Origin of the sequence: Variovorax ginsengisoli (assembly GCF_030811835.1) — a bacterium.
In the GTDB taxonomy this organism is placed as follows: domain Bacteria; phylum Pseudomonadota; class Gammaproteobacteria; order Burkholderiales; family Burkholderiaceae_C; genus Variovorax; species Variovorax ginsengisoli_C.
This window is the reverse complement of record NZ_JAUSRO010000006.1, coordinates 37,533-56,806: the sequence shown is the minus strand read 5'-3', so window position 1 is coordinate 56,806 and position 19,274 is coordinate 37,533. Positions and strand designations below refer to the sequence as shown.

The 19,274-nt window shown below is 67.0% G+C and carries 21 protein-coding genes; 9 read left to right on the top strand and 12 right to left on the bottom strand.

The window, feature by feature from the left end; genetic code table 11:
• Positions 1-81: 81 nt before the first annotated feature.
• The 4 genes from J2W36_RS10445 to apbC form a co-directional block, all read right to left on the bottom strand.
• The gene (locus J2W36_RS10445) at positions 82-2,016 is read right to left on the bottom strand and encodes an acyl-CoA synthetase (RefSeq protein WP_307689667.1); all 1,935 of its coding nucleotides are present in this window, start codon (positions 2,014-2,016) and stop codon (positions 82-84) included.
• 62 nt (positions 2,017-2,078) lie between these two features.
• Positions 2,079-3,191, bottom strand: a complete 1,113-nt coding sequence (locus tag J2W36_RS10440) for a BMP family ABC transporter substrate-binding protein (protein ID WP_307689666.1) — start codon at positions 3,189-3,191, stop codon at positions 2,079-2,081.
• A gap of 203 nt (positions 3,192-3,394) precedes the next feature.
• On the bottom strand, positions 3,395-4,345 hold the full coding sequence (locus tag J2W36_RS10435) for a LysR family transcriptional regulator (RefSeq protein WP_307689665.1): 951 nt from the start codon (positions 4,343-4,345) through the stop codon (positions 3,395-3,397).
• A 37-nt stretch (positions 4,346-4,382) separates the two neighbouring features.
• Complete coding sequence (gene apbC, locus J2W36_RS10430; RefSeq protein WP_307689664.1) at positions 4,383-5,474, bottom strand: iron-sulfur cluster carrier protein ApbC; 1,092 nt, start codon at positions 5,472-5,474, stop codon at positions 4,383-4,385.
• A 128-nt stretch (positions 5,475-5,602) separates the two neighbouring features.
• Between apbC and J2W36_RS10425 the strand changes: the two genes are divergently transcribed.
• Complete coding sequence (locus J2W36_RS10425) at positions 5,603-6,838, top strand: patatin-like phospholipase family protein (RefSeq protein WP_307689663.1); 1,236 nt, start codon at positions 5,603-5,605, stop codon at positions 6,836-6,838.
• On the opposite strand, the gene J2W36_RS10420 is transcribed toward J2W36_RS10425, so the two are convergent.
• The 3 genes from J2W36_RS10420 to J2W36_RS10410 are packed head-to-tail and all read right to left on the bottom strand — an operon-like array spanning position 6,835 to position 9,162.
• The gene (locus J2W36_RS10420; protein WP_307689662.1) at positions 6,835-7,554 is read right to left on the bottom strand and encodes a YceH family protein; all 720 of its coding nucleotides are present in this window, start codon (positions 7,552-7,554) and stop codon (positions 6,835-6,837) included. The two genes, J2W36_RS10425 and J2W36_RS10420, sit on opposite strands and share 4 nt — an antisense overlap.
• Positions 7,555-7,562: 8 nt before the next feature.
• Positions 7,563-8,594: an isocitrate/isopropylmalate dehydrogenase family protein gene (locus J2W36_RS10415; RefSeq protein ID WP_307689661.1), complete on the bottom strand. Its 1,032-nt coding sequence runs from the start codon at positions 8,592-8,594 to the stop codon at positions 7,563-7,565.
• Positions 8,595-8,634: 40 nt separating this feature from the next.
• Complete coding sequence (locus J2W36_RS10410) at positions 8,635-9,162, bottom strand: gamma-glutamylcyclotransferase family protein (protein WP_307689660.1); 528 nt, start codon at positions 9,160-9,162, stop codon at positions 8,635-8,637.
• Positions 9,163-9,311: 149 nt separating this feature from the next.
• Between J2W36_RS10410 and metG the strand changes: the two genes are divergently transcribed.
• Positions 9,312-11,423, top strand: coding sequence for a methionine--tRNA ligase (metG, locus tag J2W36_RS10405; RefSeq protein WP_307689659.1), 2,112 nt, complete (start codon positions 9,312-9,314; stop codon positions 11,421-11,423).
• 58 nt (positions 11,424-11,481) lie between these two features.
• Positions 11,482-11,748 carry a hypothetical protein gene (locus J2W36_RS10400; protein WP_307689658.1) on the top strand — a complete coding sequence of 89 codons (267 nt, stop codon included), beginning with the start codon at positions 11,482-11,484 and terminating at the stop codon, positions 11,746-11,748.
• 9 nt (positions 11,749-11,757) lie between these two features.
• Here the strand turns inward: J2W36_RS10400 and J2W36_RS10395 are convergent, their stop codons facing one another.
• Positions 11,758-12,225 (bottom strand): outer membrane protein assembly factor BamE, encoded by a 468-nt coding sequence (locus J2W36_RS10395; RefSeq protein ID WP_307689657.1) that lies wholly within the window; start codon positions 12,223-12,225, stop codon positions 11,758-11,760.
• Between the two features lie 72 nt (positions 12,226-12,297).
• Between J2W36_RS10395 and J2W36_RS10390 the strand changes: the two genes are divergently transcribed.
• From J2W36_RS10390 to J2W36_RS10375, 4 genes are all read left to right on the top strand, one after another.
• Positions 12,298-12,504, top strand: coding sequence for a DUF3460 family protein (locus J2W36_RS10390; protein WP_307689656.1), 207 nt, complete (start codon positions 12,298-12,300; stop codon positions 12,502-12,504).
• A gap of 18 nt (positions 12,505-12,522) precedes the next feature.
• A complete protein-coding gene (locus J2W36_RS10385) occupies positions 12,523-13,359 on the top strand; it encodes a segregation and condensation protein A (protein WP_307689941.1) in 837 nt (278 codons plus the stop codon).
• A 153-nt stretch (positions 13,360-13,512) separates the two neighbouring features.
• Entirely contained in the window at positions 13,513-14,151 is a 639-nt protein-coding gene (gene queE / locus J2W36_RS10380) for a 7-carboxy-7-deazaguanine synthase (RefSeq protein ID WP_307689655.1), read from the top strand.
• A 33-nt stretch (positions 14,152-14,184) separates the two neighbouring features.
• Positions 14,185-14,553 carry a 6-carboxytetrahydropterin synthase gene (locus J2W36_RS10375; RefSeq protein WP_307689653.1) on the top strand — a complete coding sequence of 123 codons (369 nt, stop codon included), beginning with the start codon at positions 14,185-14,187 and terminating at the stop codon, positions 14,551-14,553.
• A 48-nt stretch (positions 14,554-14,601) separates the two neighbouring features.
• Here J2W36_RS10375 and J2W36_RS10370 read toward each other — a convergent pair whose 3' ends face one another.
• The 4 genes from J2W36_RS10370 to J2W36_RS10355 all read right to left on the bottom strand — a co-directional run bounded on the left by J2W36_RS10370 (position 14,602) and on the right by J2W36_RS10355 (position 16,876).
• Positions 14,602-15,600, bottom strand: coding sequence for an NAD(P)H-dependent glycerol-3-phosphate dehydrogenase (locus tag J2W36_RS10370; RefSeq protein ID WP_307689652.1), 999 nt, complete (start codon positions 15,598-15,600; stop codon positions 14,602-14,604).
• 24 nt (positions 15,601-15,624) lie between these two features.
• Positions 15,625-16,080, bottom strand: coding sequence for a protein-export chaperone SecB (gene secB / locus J2W36_RS10365; protein ID WP_307689651.1), 456 nt, complete (start codon positions 16,078-16,080; stop codon positions 15,625-15,627).
• Positions 16,081-16,186: 106 nt separating this feature from the next.
• Positions 16,187-16,444, bottom strand: coding sequence for a glutaredoxin 3 (gene grxC / locus J2W36_RS10360; RefSeq protein ID WP_307689649.1), 258 nt, complete (start codon positions 16,442-16,444; stop codon positions 16,187-16,189).
• A 24-nt stretch (positions 16,445-16,468) separates the two neighbouring features.
• Positions 16,469-16,876, bottom strand: a complete 408-nt coding sequence (locus J2W36_RS10355; protein WP_307689648.1) for a rhodanese-like domain-containing protein — start codon at positions 16,874-16,876, stop codon at positions 16,469-16,471.
• Between the two features lie 93 nt (positions 16,877-16,969).
• On the opposite strand from J2W36_RS10355, the gene gpmA reads away from it, so the two are divergent.
• Together gpmA and J2W36_RS10345 are read left to right on the top strand one after the other, a co-directional pair.
• Positions 16,970-17,713: a 2,3-diphosphoglycerate-dependent phosphoglycerate mutase gene (gpmA, locus tag J2W36_RS10350; RefSeq protein WP_307689647.1), complete on the top strand. Its 744-nt coding sequence runs from the start codon at positions 16,970-16,972 to the stop codon at positions 17,711-17,713.
• A 112-nt stretch (positions 17,714-17,825) separates the two neighbouring features.
• Positions 17,826-19,268 carry a S41 family peptidase gene (locus tag J2W36_RS10345; RefSeq protein ID WP_307689646.1) on the top strand — a complete coding sequence of 481 codons (1,443 nt, stop codon included), beginning with the start codon at positions 17,826-17,828 and terminating at the stop codon, positions 19,266-19,268.
• Positions 19,269-19,274: the final 6 nt, after the last annotated feature.

Here is a 19,274-nt window from a genome sequence, read left to right as displayed (position 1 = left end):
TGGTTTGTCTCTCTCTATCGTTGGAAAAAACAGGGGCAGCGCACGCGAGAACGTCGGCGTATTCAGGTGCGCGAACGCCCGCTACGCTGGCGTCTGCAACACCACGCGCGTCTTGACGGGTAGCGGCGCCAGCGCGGCTTCGAGCCGCTGCTGCAGGTCCGGCGGCTGCGCCGCTTGCGCACCCGGCATCATGTACACGGTCACACCCTGCTGTTCGTCGCTGTGCACGCGCGGCGCATGGCCAGGGGCCAGCGTAAGGTCACCCACGGCCTTGTCGACCAGCGCCTGCGCCACCTGGCCTGCCGCCAGCGCGCGCAGTTCGGGCTTGTAGATCTTACCGACGTTGGTCATCGGCATCTGCGTGATCACGGTGACCGATTTGGGACGCGACGGCGCTTCGTCCACGTTCCCCGCCGCAAAGGCGAGCAGTTCGGCTTCGCTCGCCTGCGCCCCCGGGCGCAGCGTGGCGAACACGACGGGCAACTCGCCCGCATAGGCGTCGGGCGCGCCGACGGCCGCGCACAGCTGCACCGCGGGGTGGGCACCCAGGGCGTCCTCGATCACCTTCGGATCGATGTTGTGGCCGCTGCGGATGATCAGGTCCTTGGAGCGCCCGGTGAGGTTGAGGCGGCCTTCGCCGTCGATCCAGCCGAGGTCGCCGGTCGCGAGCCAGCCGTCGCCGGTGAAGGCCTTGGCGGTGTCGGCCGGATCGAGGAAGCCCGAGAACACATTGGGCGACTTGAAGAGCACCATGCCGTGTTCGCCGGGCGGCAGGTCTTGCTCGCTGGCACCGCCTTGCGCGTCGAGCGCGACGATGCGCATCTGCGAATACGGCAGCGGCAGCCCGACGCAGCCGGCCGGGCCGTGCACGCCGGGCGGCGTGATGGTGGAGATGCCGGCCATTTCGGTCATGCCCAGGCTTTCGTGCACGTGCAGGCCGAACAGGCGCTCGAAACGCGCAGCCAGTTCGGGCGCCAGCACGGCCGCCCCAGTGCGGCAGTAGCGGATCGACGAAATGTCGGCGCCGTCCAGCGGCACATTGGCCAGCGCAGCAAGCACCGTGGGCACGGCCGACAGCGAGGTCGGCCGGTATTTCTCGACCAGCCGCCAGTAGTTCGCAATGACCTCCCGGTTGCGCAGCAGCGCAGTGGTCGGGATCACGGTCTCAACGCCGGCCGACAGCGCCGCCAGCGACGCAGGCAATACACCCGCCACATGGAACAGCGGATAGCCGTTGATGGTGACGTCCTGCGGCCCCTGGCCCTGCAGCTGGACGCAGGCCCAGGCCGTGAACACCTGCGCGCGGTGGCTGTGGCGTGCGAGCTTGGGCGCACCGGTCGTGCCGCCGGTGTGGAAGTAGGCGGCAATGTCCTCAGGCGCGATGTCGCGCCCGCTGACCAGTCGGTCGTCGGGCTGCGCTGCGCGCAGTGCGCCGAAGTCGCCCACCCCCGCAGGCAGTTCGCCCGCGGCGTCGGGCGCTTCGTCGTGCGGCGCGACACGCAGCAAGGTTGCGAGGCCCGGCACCTGCGTGCGCAACCGAAGCGCCTTCGACCACATGCCCGATTCGTCGTCGCTGCCATAGGCGATCAACACCTTGGCGCCAGCGGCCCTCATGAGCGCGACCAGCTTTTCGTCGGTCAGCAAGGGATTGAGCGGCTGGACGATGCCCGCCGCCTCGCCACCCCAGAGCGCGAGGTGGTAGTCGAGGCAGCCGGGCAGCAGCACGGCGACGGCGTCGGTCGGGCCGACACCCAGCGTGTGCAGCAGATTGGCGGTCTGGTGAATGCCGGCCAGCAGTTCCGCATAGCTCCAGCGAATGGGCGGTGTGTCGGGATTGGCGTCCCGCAGAAATGTGAGCGCCGGCTTGGGCCCGAAGGCGGCCGCCGCGTTGCGCATCAATTCATAGGTGCTGCGCACCGTGACCGCTTCGGCCAGCGGAACCTGCTCCAGGCGACGAACGTCTGCCAGAGAGCGAACGGGGAAAGAGGCGGCGAATGGCGGCGCTGCGGGGCGCATGGTCTTGTCTCCTGAAAAAGCACGATCGATCGTACCTGCCGGAGACACCGGCGACTGTCACCTCAGCGCACCAGCCGCCCCTGCACGCCGTCGACCAGCCAGTCCATGCCCAGCAATTGATCGTCGGAGAGCTGCGTACCCTTGGGAATCACCACATGGCCCGCGTTGTCGCGCACGTCGGCGGTCGCGCGAAAGGGCTGCAGCCGGCCTTCTGCAATGTCCTTCTGGCGCGCGAGGACTTCGGCCTGCACGGCCTGTGGCACCTTGGGGCCGAAGTCGCCGACACGGATCATCCCCTCCTTCACGCCGCCCCAGACCCTGCCGCTTTTCCAGCTGCCATCGAGCACGGCGCGCGCACGCTGCGTGTAATAGCCGCCCCACTGGTGGGTGACGGCGACGATCTGCGCGTCGGGCGCCACGCGGCGCATGTCGGAGTGGTAGGCCACGGCCATCCTGCCGCGTTCCTGGGCCGCGGCCATCACCGCGGTGGAGCCGGTGTGGAAGGCGATCACGTCGACACCCTGGTTGAACAGCGTCATGGCCGCATCGCGCTCCTTCGGTGGGTCGAACCACACGTCGAGCCACACCACCTTGACCTGGGCCCGGGGGTTGACCGAGCGCATGCCCAGCGTGAAGGCATTGAGCCCCTGCAGCACCTCGGGAATCGGAAAGCCCGCGACATAGCCCGCCAGGTTGCTCTTGGTCATGCGGCCGGCCGCCACACCGGCCAGGTAGCGGCCTTCGTAGTAGCGTGCGTTGGCCACCGACACATTGGCTGCCGTCTTGTAGCCGGTGATCGATTCGAACCTGACGTCGGGGAAGTCGCGCGCGACCTTGAGCGTCGGCTCCATGTAGCCGAAGCTGGGCGTGAAGATCAGCCGATTGCCCTGCTGCGCCAGGTCACGGATGACGCGCTCGGCATCGGTGCCCTCGGCCACGTTCTCGACGAAGGTGGTCTTGACCTGCCCGCCCAGTGCGCCCTCGACGGCCTTGCGCCCCAGGTCGTGCTGATGCACCCAGCCGGCATCCGACAGCGGCGCGACGTAGACGAAACCGATCTTCAAAGGCGTGACGGACGGCCCCTTGGGCGATGTCTGGGGCTGCGTTTGGGCGGCGGAAGAAAACGAAAGAAAACAACAGGCGGCCGCGAACGCGGCTGCGAGGTTTTTGTACATGGTGGTCCTCGACATGGCCCCGGGGAAAAGACAACGCGCTGCAACCGGGGCGAATGCAGCGCGCAGGGCGGATTTTAGGGAGGTGCGGAACTCGTTGCCGCCGGCGTATCGCACGGCCCAGCCACCGCGTCCCGGGCAACCGGCGCGACTCGGTCGATGGTGCAGGCTGGAAGGCGCTGTTGGCATCGCGCCGGTATCCAGACTCAACGCGTCAGGAAATAACCTCTTGCCGCCAATTGCGCGAGCCACTCCTCGCTCTGCATCAGCTCAAGTGCCGCCTGCAGGGCGCGCGAAATGCGGTCGCTCGCGTGCGTCATGAAGCCCAGCGGCGTGTGCAGCGCGGGCTCGGTCAAGGGCCTCGCCTCGAAAACGGCGTCGTGCTGCAGCAGTTCGAGCGCAGCGCCTGGCAGCACGCCGGCCATCGCGCCGGCCCCCACGCTGCTGACCAGCGTGTGAATCGAATTGGTCTCCATCGCGGGCCTCACGCTAGCACCCGCGGTTTCGAAGGCGTGGTCGACGATGGCGCGGTTGTGCATGTCCGGCGTGAGCATGCACAGCGGCAGCGCCGCCGCAGCGGCCCAGGTCATGGGCGCGCCCACGTGCCAGCCCGTCGCGCCATCCACCGATGCGGCCTGGCGCTGCACCAGGTAGTAGCGCTCGGTGCATTGGGGCCAAACGGCCAAGCTGACGTTGCGCACGCGCGTGCGGTCGGTGTAGCCCAGCGCCAGGTCGACCGACATGCTGTCGAGCGCGGTCTCTATTTCCAGTGAACTCAACGACAGCACCGTCGGCGCAATGCCGGGGTGGCGCAATTGCAGTTCGATGGCAAAGCGCGAAAGGATGTTGATGGCCGTGGGCACCGCGGCCAGCCGGAGGCGGCCGGTGGGCTGGCTCGACGCACGGTCGAGCCGCTCGCGCAGCAGGTCCTGTTCGCGCAGCATGTGCTGGGCGGTGGCCAGCACCGCTTCGCCCTCGGCCGTGAGCCCGGCAAAGGCCCGTCCGCGCTTGACGATGAGCACGCCGAACTCACCCTCCAGCGCCCGCAGCGCGTTCGACAGCGCCGGCTGCGTGATGTGGCAGGCCAGCGCGGCGCGACCGAAGTGGCGATGCTCGTTGAGCGCCACCAGGTAGCGCATCGATGCGAGGATATTCACGTCACCCGCGTGCCCGAACGACGCCCTGCCCCAGGGCTCAAGTGTTCTTGCTGACCGTGATGGTCGGGAACTTGGCCGAGAAATCCTTGGCCTTTTCAGCAATGCCGACCGCCACTTGGCGCGCAACCGACTTGTAGATGCCGGCGATCTCGCCGTCCGGGTCGGCCACCACCGTGGGCTTGCCGCTGTCGGCCTGCATGCGGATGTCGATGTGCAGCGGCAGCGCGCCCAGGTAATCCATGCCGTACTGCGCGGCCATGGTCTTGCCGCCGTCGGCGCCGAAAATGTGTTCGACGTGGCCGCAGTTCGAGCAGATGTGCACGGCCATGTTTTCGACGATGCCCAGGATCGGCACGCCAACCTTCTCGAACATCTTGATGCCCTTCTTGGCGTCGAGCAGCGCAATGTCCTGCGGCGTGGTGACGATCACCGCACCGGTCATCGGCACGCGCTGGGAGAGCGTGAGCTGGATGTCGCCGGTGCCCGGCGGCATGTCGATGATCAGGTAGTCGAGGTCTTTCCAGTTGGTCTGGCGCAGCAGCTGCTCGAGCGCCTGCGTGGCCATCGGGCCGCGCCAGATCATGGCCTCTTCCTGGTCGACCAGGAAGCCGATCGACATCACCTGCACGCCGTGGTTCTCCAGCGGCTCCATGGTCTTGCCGTCTTCGCTTTCGGGGCGGCGGTCGATGCCGAACATCATCGGCTGGCTCGGGCCGTAGATGTCGGCATCCAGCAGGCCCACGGCCGCACCCTCGGCGGCCAGCGCCAGCGCCAGGTTGGCGGCCGTGGTGCTCTTGCCCACCCCGCCCTTGCCCGACGCCACGGCAATGATGTTCTTCACGTTGGGCAGCAGCTGCACGCCGCGCTGCACCGCATGGCTGGTGACGCGCGTGACGATGTTCACCGACACGTTGTCCACGCCCGCGGCCGTGCGGGCCGCCGCCACCAGCGCGCGGCGCAAGGCCGGATGCTGGCTCTTGGCCGGGTAGCCCAGTTCGAGGTCGAAGGAGACGTCGCCTTCGTGGATCTGAATGTTCTTCAGCGCCTTGCCGGTGACGAAATCCTTGCCGGTGTTCGGGTCGACGACCGCCTTGAGCGCGGCCATCAGGCCCTCTTGGGTAACTGCCATTGTTCTAACTCCTGAATGGCGGGTAGTCTAGTGCGCTACCCAAGCCCCTAGAAGGTGCCAGGGTCGCAGCCACCCTGCAGCCCGCCGTCGAAACTGCCGATATCGCATTGACAGACTTCCGAACGCCCGTGACCGCCTACGCCCATCCCACCGGCACCACCGGCTTGCTGCTGACTGGCGGCGGTGCGCGCGCGGCCTACCAGGCCGGCGTGCTCGAAGCCATTGCCGACCTGCGCCGCGCCGCGGGCGCAGAGGGCCACGGCAACCCCTTCCATGTGATCACGGGCACTTCCGCCGGCGCCATCAACGCCGCTGCGCTGGCCACCCACGCCGACGACTTCGATGGCGCGGTGCGTCACATCGCCGACATCTGGCAGGGCCTGCGCACCGACCACGTCTATCGCACCGATGCGCTTGCGCGGCTGGACGTGCCGGGGCGCTGGCGCATCCTGCTGGGCCTGGCGCAGCTGTTTTCCCGGTGGCGGCGCGAGCAGCCGCGCTCGCTGCTGGACAACGCGCCGCTGGCCGACCTGCTGCGCCGCGTGGTGCCGCTGGAGCGGCTGCCGCAGCTGATGGCCGCCGGCCACCTGCAGGCGCTGGCCGTGACCGCGTCGAGCTACAGCTCGGGCGCCCACTTCACCTTCTACGAATCGGCCACGCCGATGCCGCCCTGGGAACGCTCGCAGCGCATTGCCGTGCCGGGGCGCATCACGCACGACCATCTGCTCGCCTCGTCGGCCATTCCCTTCGTGTTCCCGGCCACCGAAATCGCCATGAACGCGCACTCCGAATACTTCGGCGATGGCTCCATGCGACAGTCGGCACCCATCGCCTCGGCCATCCACCTGGGCGCCCAACGCGTACTGGTGGTGGGCGCCGGACGCCTGCACGAGCCGATGACGCAACCAGGCCCCAACACCTTCAGCGGCCGGCCGACACTCGCGCAGATCGCCGGCCACGCGCTCTCCAACATTTTCCTGGACGCGCTGACCGTGGACGTGGAAAGGCTGGAGCGCATCAACCAGACCCTGGCGCTGATTCCACCCGAGGGCCGTCGCCACACCCACCTGCGGCCGATCGAACTGCTGGTGATTTCGCCGTCCGAGCGCATCGACGCCATCGCCGCACGGCACACCGCGGCGCTGCCGGGCGTCTTGCGGCGCATGTTCAGCGCGCAGGAAAGCACCCCTGGCGGCGCGGCCAAGTCGTCCGCGCTCGCGAGCTACCTGCTCTTCGACACCCGCTTCACGCGCGAGTTGATGGCGCTCGGCCGTGCCGACACGCTGCGCCAGCGCGACGAGGTGCTGCGCTTCTTCGCCTGGAAGCTCGAGCACGCAGCGCCGGATGGGTTGGCGCGTCGTTAGCGCGCTGCCGTGTCCGGCGGCTCTGCCATCGGATCGATGCCCAGCTCGGCACAGACGCGCACGAGCATCGACCGCAACGCGCCCACTTCGCCCTCCAGCCGCAGCACATTCGCCTTGAGCGCGCCGATCTCGCCCAGCGACATGTCGACGTGCGCCGACGGCGCGGCCTCGGGGCCCGCGGCCTGCTCGGCCGGCGTGCCGCTCAGCAGGTGCGCCCAGCGGCTTTCTCGCGCGCCGGGCAGGCGTGCCAGCTTGAGCACCAGCGCGCCGGCCGGACGCTCGGCAAGTTCGTCCAGAAAGCCCTCGACCGACGAGATGTCGGCGAAGTTGTGCATGCGGTCGCACGCGATGCGCAGTTCGCCGGCCGTCTGCGGCCCGCGCAGCATCAGCACGGCCAGAAGAATCACCGACTGCGAGGGCAGGTGCAGCACCCGTGCGGCGTTGTGCTCGTAGCGAAAGGTGCGCCCGCCGCTGCTCTCGCCAACCAGGTGATAGCCCTTGAGGCTGTCGAGCGCGGCCTGGGCCTGGGCATCGCTGACCTCGAGCACCGGGTTGCGGCTGGTCTTCTGGTTGCAGCCCGCAACCAGCGCATTGAGCGTGAGCGGGTAGCTGTCGGGCACGGTGCGCTGCTTTTCGATCAGCACGCCCAGCACGCGGGTCTCCAGCAGCGATAACACCGGCACGGACGACGAGACCGGCAACGAAGGGGTGTCCACGGCCGGCATCAGGCGTTGGCGATCCGGCTGACCAGCGCCTGGGTGAAGGCGGCCGTGCTGGCCGTGCCGCCCAGATCGCCGGTGCGCACGCGGTCGATGTTCAGGGTCGCGTCGATCGCCTCGCGCAGGCGCGTGGCACGGTCGTGCAGCTTGCAGTGGTCGAGCATCATGGCAGCGGCCAACAGCAGCGCCACCGGGTTGGCGATGCCCTTGCCCGCGATGTCGGGCGCCGAGCCGTGCACGGCTTCGAAGATGGCAGCGTCGGCGCCGATGTTGGCACCCGGCGCCATGCCCAGCCCACCGACCAGGCCGGCCACCAGGTCGCTCAGGATGTCGCCGAACAGGTTGGTGGTCACCAGCATGTCGAACTGCCAGGGGTTGAGCACCAGCTTCATCGCGCAGGCGTCCACGATGATGGTGTCGAGCTCGAACTTGCCCTTGTACTTCTCCTCGTACATCTGCAGGCCGGTTTCAAGGAACAGACCCGTGAGCACCTTCATGATGTTCGCCTTGTGCACCAGCGTGACCTTTTTGCGGCCTGTGGCGATCGCCGTCTCGAACGCATATTCGAGCAGGCGGCGGCAGCCCTGGCGCGTGTTGATGCCGGTGGCCATGCCCACGGCATGCGGGTCGCCGTCGATGCGCACGTAGTGCTCGTGGCCGATGTAGAGCCCTTCGAGGTTCTCCCGCACGACCATCAGGTCGATCTTGTCGAACCGACCGCCCGGGATGATGGTGCGCGCCGGCCGGAGGTTGGCATAGAGCTGGAACTCCTCGCGCAGCCGCACGTTCGATGAGCGGTAGCCGCCGCCCGACGGCGTCTCCAGCGGCCCCTTGAGCGCGAGCCGGGTGCGCCGAATGCTGTCGAGCGTGGCCGCGGGCAGCGGGTCGCCCGCTTGCTGCACGCCGCCCAGGCCGGCGATCTGGCGGTCCCACTCGAACGGAGCCTTCAGCGCATCGAGCGCGGCCAGCGTGGCGTCGACGATCTCGGGGCCGATGCCGTCGCCGGGAATCAGGGTGGCGGGGATGGGGGTGGTCATGGCGTGCTCTCTCTTGCGGGTCGGTCTGGAAGTGTCGATCCTAGGCGCTCTGCGTGGCGGCGTCGGGCGATGCCCCCAAAAGCGCGAAATTACGGGCAGCGCGGGCCAGGTCCGCGTCGGGCCGCGAGGGCGTGGCGTCGAGCCTGTCGACGTAGCTGGGCGGCAATCCATGTTCCCGGGCACCGGCCAGCACTAGCGCCTTGTACCAGTCGAAGGGCACGGCAGCCGGGTCGATGCGCAGAGCGTGGTAGACCCAGGCCCGCACCGGGCCCGCGTGGGTCTGCACGTCGACTTCCTTCTCGGCATAGCCCACGCCCAGGTCCTCTGCCGCATCGAGCCGGGGTTTGTCGCTCAGCGCGATCTCGAAGACGACGCCGATCACAGACGCCTGCGGATCGTCGACGGCCAGCACGTCGCACTTGCCGGAGCCGTCCTGCCCCAGTTTGTGCCAGCGCAGCGCGTGCCCCGGCAGTGTCGCGACCACCCGCATGCGCGCGGACGGCACGCGCTGGCGCAGGCGCGCCAGCAGCATGTTGGAACCGTAGGCGAAATTCAGGACGGTGGGCATCGTGCGCATGACGGACGCAGGCAAAGAGGCGGATTATTGCGCCGTGGGGGCAGGCCGGAGCGCCGCCGCCTAAAATGCTCACCCGGCCAGCGCTCACGTCGGCCGCCGCTCCCTCCGCCTTCCGTTTCTTCGCCCAGAAAGCGCCTCCGATGCCCCAGCGCAAGCTCTTCGTCACCACCGCCCTGCCGTACGCCAACGGCAAGTTCCACATCGGCCACATCATGGAGTACATCCAGGCCGACATCTGGGTGCGGTTCCAGCGAATGACGGGTGCGCAGGTCGACTTCGTCTGCGCCGACGACGCGCACGGCGCGGCCATCACCATTGCGGCCGACAAGGCCGGCATCACGCCGCAGGCCTTCGTGGCCGAAATCGCGGCGGGCCGCAAACCCTACCTCGACGGCTTCCACATCGCCTTCGACAACTGGAGCTCGACCGACTCGCCGGAAAACCACCAGCTCGCGCAAGAGATCTACCGCGACCTGCGCGACAAGGCGGGCCTCATCAGCACCAAGAGCGTCGAGCAGTTCTACGACCCTGAAAAGCGCATGTTCCTGGCGGACCGCTTCATCAAGGGCGAGTGCCCCAACTGCCATGCGAAGGACCAATACGGCGACAACTGCGAGGTCTGCGGTGCGGTGTATGCGCCGACCGAGCTGATCAATCCGTACTCTGCGCTGTCGGGCGCCAAGCCCGAGCTGCGCAGCTCCGACCACTTCTTCTTCAAGCTGTCGGACCCGCGCTGCGAGGCCTTCCTGAAGGAATGGACCGCCGCCGCCGGCCACGTGCAGCCCGAAGTGCAGAACAAGATCCGCGAGTGGCTTTACAAGGACGATGAAGGCAAAGGCGGCCTGGGCGACTGGGACATCAGCCGCGACGCGCCCTACTTCGGCATCGAGATCCCCGATGCGCCGGGCAAGTACTTCTACGTCTGGATGGACGCGCCGGTGGGCTACCTCGCCTCGCTGAAGAACCTGCTGGACAAGCGCTGCATCGAGGCAGGCGGCGACGGCATCTCGTACACCGAGTACATGGCGGACCCGGACCTGGAACAGGTGCATTTCATCGGCAAGGACATCATCACCTTCCACACGCTCTTCTGGCCCGCGATGCTGTACTTCAGCGGCCGCAAGGCGCCCGATGCGATCCACGTGCACGGCCACCTGACGGTCAGCGGCGAGAAGATGAGCAAGAGCCGCGGCACCGGCATCGACCCGTTGCGCTACCTGTCGATCGGCCTGAACCCCGAGCACCTGCGCTACTACCTCGCCGCCAAGCTCAGCGGCCGCAACGAGGACATCGACTTCAACCCCGAGGACTTCGTCGCGCGCGTCAACAGCGATCTGGTGGGCAAGTACATCAACATCGCGAGCCGCGCAGCCGGGTTCATCGGCAAACGCTTCGCCGGGCAACTGGGCACGGTGACAGCGGACGGCGCCGAACTGCTTGCCCACCTGCGCAGCCAGGCGCCGGACATCCGCGCGCTGTACGACGGGCGCGACACGGCCCGCGCGCTGCGCGAAACCATGGCGCTGGCCGACCGCGTGAACGAGTACGTCGATGCCAACAAGCCCTGGGAGCTGGCCAAGAAGGAAGGCATGGAAGCCCGTCTGCACGACGTGTGCACGGTCTGCATCGAAGCGTTCCGCCTGCTCACGCTGTACCTGAAGCCGGTGCTGCCGGCACTGGCTGCAAGCGTCGAATCGTTCCTGAAGATCGCGCCGCTCGAATGGCGGGATGCCGACGGCGCGCTCCACGCCGGCCATGTGATCAGCGACTACAAGCACCTGATGCAGCGCGTCGACCCCAAGGTGCTCGACACGCTGTTCGAACCCGCCGAAGTGCCTGCCGTCGCGGCGACCGACGCCAACGCCGCGGCCGCCACGCCTGCCACGCTACCCGGCGGCGAGGCGATCGCCCCGACCATCACCATCGACGACTTCGTGAAGGTCGACCTGCGCATCGCCAAGATCGTGGCCTGCGAGCCGGTCGAAGGCTCGACCAAGTTGCTGCGGCTGACATTGGACGCGGGCGAAGGCCGCCTGCGCAATGTGTTCAGCGGCATCGCCTCGGCCTATCAGCCTGAGCAGCTGACCGGCAAGCTCACCGTGCTGGTGGCGAACCTGGCGCCACGCAAAATGAAGTTCGGCATCAGCGAAGGCATGGTGCTGGCTGCCAGCCATGCCGACGAAAAGGCCCAGCCCGGGATCCACGTGCTGGAACCCTGGCCCGGCGCCACGCCCGGCATGCGCATCCACTGATGCACCCAGCGACGCCGCCACCGACATTCGCCAGGATTGCGCCAGGACGCCCCACACCATGCCCATTTTTTCTGCCGTACGGACCCTCGCGGCCGCCCGCCGTCCGGCGCGTGCCGCGATGACAGGGCTGTGCCTGTGCGCCGTGGTGCTCAGCAGCGGCTGCGCGGTGGTAGCCGTCGGCGGTGCCGTCGTGAGCGTGGCGGGCACTGCGGTGAGCGTGGGCGCCTCGGCGGTCGGCCTGGCCGCCGATGCCGCCATCGGCACGGCGCGCCTGGGCGGGCGTGCCGTGGGCGCGGTGCTCCCCGGCGGGGGGGCCGCGCCCTGACCCTGCAGTTCAGGGTGCTTCCGTACCCCGATCGGGCGAGGACCCACTGCGGACCACGCGCTGGTCGTCATTGAGCGTCACGGAAAACACCATCGGCGAATTCGGCGGCTGCACCCAACGCCATTCCCAGTCGGTCTCGCGCTTGAGGGCCCAGGGCTGGACCTTGGCCGGCTTGCCGAGCAGCTTGCGCAGGTCTTCCATGGCCATGCCCGGCTGAACCTTGGCAAAGTTCTCAGGCGTGAGCACCTGGCGCAGCGCGGCCATTTTGCCGTCGGCGCCGATGGTGATCATGTAGTTCTTCTGGCCCTGCGGCTGGCGGTTGTATTCGAAGACCCGCCCTGCCGGCGATTCCCAGACGTTCTCCGGCTGGCCGAACCGCGCCCGCACGTCGGCCTCGGTCGAGACGCCCTCCTCCAGTTCGCTGATGGCACGGTTGTCGCAACCGACCAACGCCAGCAGCGCGCTGAGCACTCCCATGGTGAGCATCCTTCTCGAAATCATGTGCGCCATGCCATCCCCGGTAAAATCGGCCGCAAAGGGTTCCAGTCTATGTCCATCTTCAATCGTCCCCACTACACCTCCGATGCCACCCAGTTCATCGATGCACTCAAGGCCAAGAAGCCTTCGCTCGAGGCCGAACAGCGCGCCGGCCGCGCCCTGCTGTGGGACAAGCAGGTCGACCGCAGCCTGCTCGACGAGTACGGCCAGGCCAAGGTCGCCCAGCAGCCCTACGTCTATCAGACCCAAGTCAAGTAAGTGAGTGCCGCATCCGCCATGGGCGGCAACGATTCCGGCGCAGAAGTCGTCGGCGCGATGCCGCAGGTGGTGGACCAGGTGGCGCTTGCCCGCCTCTACGGCGAGCCGCTGTTCGCGTTGCCGAACGACCTGTACATCCCGCCGGAGGCGCTGCAGGTCTTTCTTGAAGCTTTCGAAGGTCCGCTCGACCTGCTGCTCTACCTCATCCGCAAGCAGAACTTCAACATCCTCGACATTCCGATGGCGGGGCTGACGCGCCAGTACCTCGCCTACGTCGATCAGGTGCGTCGCACCAACCTGGAGCTGGCAGCCGAATACCTGCTGATGGCGGCCATGCTCATCGAGATCAAATCGCGCATGCTGCTGCCGCCCAAGAAGACGGCCGACGGCGAGGAAGCCGAAGACCCGCGCGCAGAGCTGGTACGGCGCCTGCTGGAGTACGAACACACCAAGCTGCAGGCGGCGGCGCTGAGTGCCATGCCGGTGTATGGCCGAGACTTCTGGAAGGCGCAGGTCTACATCGAGCAGTCGATGAAGCCGCGCTTTCCGGAGATGAACGTGGTCGACCTGCGCGACGCTTGGGCCGACATCATGAAGCGGGCCAAGCTCGTGCAGCACCACAAGATTTCGCGCGAGGAACTCAGCGTGCGCGAGCACATGAGCATCGTGCTGCGCCAATTGCAGGGCCAGCGCTTCGTCGAGTTCGAGAAGCTGTTCGACGTGACGCGTGGCGTGCCGGTCCTGGTGGTCACCTTCATCGCGATGCTGGAACTTGCCAAGGAAACCTTGATCGACATCACGCAGGCGGAAGCATTTGCGCCCATCTACGTCCGGCTGGCCTACGTGCCAGCTTGAAGATGCCGCGCACACCGCACGTTCGCCGACCGACCTGCAGACCGCCGACATCCCCGCTCGGGGTGCCGCGCGCCGGCTGACCAGCCTTCCGCTTTTCACTTTTTTTCAGACACACGATGCCCGGCCACAGACGCCCGCAGGAATAAACCCGTCATGACTTACAGCGTCAAGGAAATCTTCTACACCCTGCAAGGCGAAGGCGGCCAGGCGGGCATGCCGGCCGTTTTCTGCCGTTTCGCTGGCTGCAACCTCTGGAGCGGGCGCGAGGCCGACCGCGCCGATGCCATCTGCCGCTTCTGCGATACCGACTTCGTCGGCACCGACGGCACGCTGGGCGGCAAGTTCCAAGACGCCAACGCGCTGGCCGACACCATCGCCAGCCAGTGGCCTGCTGGCGACGTCGACCATCGCCTGGTGGTGCTGACCGGCGGCGAACCGCTGCTGCAGGTTGATGCAGCACTGGTCGATGCGCTGCACGCGCGGCGCTTTCGCATTGCGGTGGAGAGCAACGGAACGGTCGAAGCGCCTGCCGGCATCGACTGGCTTTGCATCAGCCCCAAGGCAGGTGCGCCTTGGGTGCAGCAGCGCGGCCAGGAACTCAAGCTGGTATGGCCGCAGCCGGGCCTGGACCTCGACACGATGGCGCGTACCGGCGACTTCGCCTTGCGATTTCTTCAGCCGATGGACGGCCCCGACCGGATCCTCCACACCGAACTGTGCATCGCCGCCTGCATGGAACAGCCCGTCTGGCGCCTGAGCGTGCAGACACACAAGATCACCGGCATTCGCTGAAACAGCCACGCCTCACCCAGAACTTCCCCGACGATGCGCTTCACCCTCAGCCAACGCTTTTTCTTCGACGCCGCCCACACGCTCAACCGTGCCATCGAGACTGAAGGCAGCCGCCGCATCCACGGCCATACCTACCATGCCGAAGTCTGGCTGTCGGGCGAGCGTGATCCGGCGACGGGCATGGTGATCGACCTGGGCCTGTTGCGCCGGCGATTGGACGACGTGCGCGAGCAGCTCGATCACCGCCTGCTGGACGACGTGCCCGGCCTGCACCCGCCCACGCTGGAAAACCTGTGCCTGTTCATCGCCGATGCGTTGCCTGACTTTGAGCCCTCCCTGGCGCGCGTGCGGGTGTGGCGCCAGGCGCTCGGCGACAGCTGCACACTGGAGCTCCAGCCCTAGGGACCGTGCGGGGCCGCCCCTGCACCTGCCGGGGCGCGCCGGACCGGCTTACTCAGACACCGGGTCGCGCCCGGTCAGCGCGGCGACCGCATCCTGCGGGCTCACACGGCCGTCGAGCAACGCCACGACACCCTCGGCGATCGGCATTTCAATGCCCAGGCCACGTGCGCGCTGCACCACCGTACGGGCGCAATACACGCCCTCGGCCACATGCCCCAGCGAATCGACGGCTTCTGCCAAGGTGCGGCCCTGGGCCAGGAGCAGGCCGACCTTGCGGTTGCGCGAGAGGTCGCCGGTGGCCGTCAGCACCAGGTCACCCAGTCCCGAAAGCCCCATGAAGGTCTCGGCACGTGCACCGAGCGCCAGGCCGAAACGCGTCATTTCAGCGAGGCCACGCGTGATCAAGGCTGCGCGGGCGTTCAGGCCAAGCGCGAGTCCATCGCACAGGCCCGTGGCGATGGCCAGCACGTTCTTGACCGCGCCACCGACCTCCACACCCACGATGTCTTCGTTGGCGTACACGCGCAGCGCCGGGCCGTGGAATGCGTCGACCAGCGCATCGCGCACCGCCGCATGCGGGCTGGCCGCCACCAGCGCGGTGGGCCGGCCTTCGACGACTTCGCGTGCAAAGCTCGGACCGCTCAGCACCCCCGCCATCAAGTCAGGCGCCACCTGCGCCCAGATCTCATGCGCGAGCAGCCCATACGACGTCGTGCCGACACCGCGCGCGGGCTCGACGCCCTTGCACAGCCAGGCCACCGGTACGGTGATGCCACGCAGCGCGGTGAGCTGCTCGCGCAAGGCGGCCATGGGTGTGGCCACAACGACGAGATCGACACCTGAACTTGCCTCGACAATACCGCCCGCACGCACGGCGAGCGACGCTGGCAAGGCCAGGCCGGGCAGGTAACGGGCGTTTTCGCGCTGGGCCGACATCGCGTCGGCCTGGGCGGCATCGCGCGCCCAAAGCGTGACCTCGTGGCGCGCGGACGCATTGACAGCAACGGCCGTGCCCCAGGCGCCGGCGCCGTGGACGCAGATCTTCATCGGCGCGGACGGAGGACTGCCGCGTTACTGCGTCAGGATCGGCGAAGGCTGGCCGGCGGCCTGCGCCTGCTGCTGCTCGAACATCGCCTGGAAGTTGATTTCTGCCAGGTGCACCGGCGGGAAACCGCCACGCTGGATGACGTCGGCCACGTTGCCGCGCAGGTAGGGGTACACGATCTGCGGGCAAGCGATGCCGAGGATCGGACCCATCTGGTCTTCCGGCAGGTTGCGGATTTCGAAGATCCCGGCCTGCTTGGCTTCGACCAGGAACACGGTGCGATCGCCCAGCTTGGTCTGCACCGTGGCCGAGACAGTCACTTCGAAGATGCCGTCGGTCACGGGCTGTGCGTCCACGCCCAGCTGGATGTCGACAGTGGGCTGGTCCTGTTCCAGCAGGATCCCGGGCGAATTGGGCTGCTCGAGCGACAGGTCTTTCAGGTAGACGCGCTGAATCTGGAATACGGGATCTTGGTCGGCCATGGCGAATGCACTTTCGAAATCAAAACAAGCCCGGACTGCGCCTGGGGCGCAGTGGACTGATACGGGTGAACGGACGATTATCGCCCGGCGGTATGTCAGCCTGCGTTCAGGACTGCAGCAGCGGCACGAGGCCGCCGCGGCCGTCGAGCGCGATCAGGTCGTCGCAGCCACCGACGTGCGTGTCGCCGATGAAGATCTGCGGCACGGTGCGGCGCTGGGTGATTTCCATCATCTGCGCGCGCGCCTGCGGGTCGCTGTCGATGCGGATCTCCTCGATCTGCTCGACCCCCTTGGCCTTGAGGATCTGCTTTGCACGGGTGCAATAAGGGCAGACGGCGGTGGTGTACATCTTGACGGTTTGCATGATCAATTCCAGTTCAGGGCCGCTTCAGGCTTTTTCAACCGGCAGATTGGCTTCTTTCCAGCCCTTGAGTCCGCCTGCGACGGCTTGGGCCTGTTCGTAGCCCAGTTTCTTGGCCGCGGCCACCGCACGCTGCGCGCGTGCGCCCGTGGCGCACATGAGCAGCAGCGGCACGGTCTTGTTCTTCACGGCAAGCGGCAGCTTGGCCTCGAGCTGGTCGAATGGCACGTTCTTCGCACCCGTCGCGTGGCCAGCGGCGTATTCCTCGGCATTGCGCACATCGACCATCACGCCGCGCGAACGGTTGATGAGCTGCACCGCACCCTGGGCCGTGAGCGATCCGCCGCCCGTACCGCGGATCAGCGGCCACGCCAGCATGCTGCCCGAACTGAGCGCAATCAGGATCAGCATCCAGTTGTCGACGATGAATTTCACAATGTTCCTTGATGGGCAAACCACGGATTTTAGAATGCACGGATCGCGTCGTACGTCGCATCCCTTTTCAAACTCCCCCGTCGAAGGTCTCCTATGCACAAACTGGTACTGATTCGCCACGGCGAATCCACCTGGAATCTCGAAAACCGCTTCACAGGCTGGACCGACGTCGACCTGACGCCCACCGGCGTGGAACAGGCCAAGCAGGCCGGCCGGCTGCTCAAGGCCGAGGGCTACGACTTCGACGTCGCCTACACCAGCGTGCTCAAGCGCGCGACGCGCACGCTCTGGCACACGCTCGACGAACTCGACCGCACCTGGCTGCCGGTGGTGCATTCGTGGCGCCTGAACGAACGCCATTACGGCGGCCTGCAAGGACTCAACAAGGCTGAAACAGCCAAGAAGTACGGCGACGAGCAGGTGCTGGTCTGGCGCCGCAGCTACGACACGCCGCCGCCGCCGCTGGAAGCCAACGACCCGCGCAGCGAGCGCGGCGACGTCCGCTACGCCAAACTGGCCGCCGAGCAGGTGCCGCTGACCGAGTGCCTGAAGGACACGGTCGCACGGGTGCTGCCGTTCTGGAACGAGTCGATGGCACCGGCCATCCGCAGCGGACGCCGCCTGGTGGTCGCTGCGCACGGCAACTCGATCCGCGCGCTCATCAAATACCTCGACGGCATCTCCGACAGCGACATCGTCGGGCTGAACATCCCCAATGGTATTCCCCTGGTCTATGAGCTCGATGACGACCTGAAGCCCCTGCGCCACTACTACCTGGGCGACGCCGAGGCAGCCGCCAAGGCAGCCGCGGCCGTGGCGACCCAGGGCAAGGCGTGACATCGCGCGAACCGGCCCACTTGCACTTACTTTGCGGTCTACCGGAACCCCGGAAGACAAATTGCTTCCAAGCTGTGTATATTGGTCTCACAGCCGACAAGGACACATAGACATGGGCCAGAAATTGAAGATCACCGGCTGGGTTGCCGCAGGCGCAGTCGCCGGCGTGCTGACCACCGTTTCCCTGCAGACGGTCGCGCGCGGCTCGCTTGCACCACTGCCGCTCGAAGAGCTCCAGCAGCTCGCGGCCGTCTTCGGCATGGTCAAGAGCGATTACGTCGAGCCGGTGGACGAGAAGAAGCTCATCTCCGACGCCATCTCCGGCATGGTGGCCGGACTCGACCCGCATTCGCAGTATTTCGACAAGAAATCGTTCAAGGAATTCCGCGAAGGCACCACCGGCCGGTTCGTCGGCGTGGGCATCGAGATTTCGCAGGAAGACGGGCTGATCAAGGTCGTTTCGCCGATCGAGGGCTCGCCGGCCTTTCGTGCCGGCCTGAAGCCCAACGACCTGATCACCCGGATCGACGACACCGCCGTGCGCGGCCTTTCGCTCAATGACGCGGTCAAGCGCATGCGGGGCGAATCGGGTACGAAGGTGCTCCTGACGATTTTCCGCAAGGACGAGAACCGCACCTTCCCGGTGACGATCACCCGCGAGGAGATCCGCACGCAGTCGGTCCGCGGCAAGATCATGGAGCCGGGCTACGCCTGGATCCGCTTGTCCCAGTTCCAGGAGCGCACGGTCGATGACTTCGTCAAGAAGGTCGACGAAATCTACAAGCAGGACCCGAACGTCAAGGGGTTGGTGCTCGACCTGCGCAACGATCCGGGTGGCCTGCTCGATGCGGCCGTGGCCATTTCGGCCGCCTTCCTGCCGGAAAACGCCACCGTCGTGTCCACCGACGGCCAGCTGGCCGAAAGCAAAGCGGTCTACAAGGCAGCGCCTGAGTTCTACCAGCGCCGCAGCGGCACCGATCCGCTCAAGAGCCTGCCTGCAGCGCTCAAGACGGTGCCGTTGGTCGTGCTCGTGAACGAAGGTTCCGCGTCGGCCAGCGAGATCGTCGCCGGCGCCCTGCAGGACCACAAGCGCGCCACCATCATGGGCAGCCAGACCTTCGGCAAGGGTTCCGTGCAGACCGTGCGTCCGCTCGGCCCTGACACGGGTCTGAAGATCACGACAGCGCGCTACTACACGCCGAGCGGCACGTCGATTCAGGCCAAGGGCATCGTGCCAAACGTGCTGATCGATGAAAGCGCCGAGGGCAGCCCGTACGCCGCGTTGCGCATGCGCGAGGCCGACCTCGAGAAGCATCTGGCCAGCGGCCAGGGCCCCGAAGCCAAGGACCCCGAGCGTGAAAAGGCACGCGACGAAGCACGCAAACGCCTGGAAGAAGAAGCCAAGAAACCAGCGGCCGACCGCAAGGTGCCTGAGTTCGGCTCCGACAAGGACTTCCCGCTCACACAGGCGCTCAACCGCCTCAAGGGCGCGCCGGTGATGGTCAGCAAGACACAGGTCATCGTCGACAACAAGGAAGAGAAGAAGGAAAACTGAGCCAGC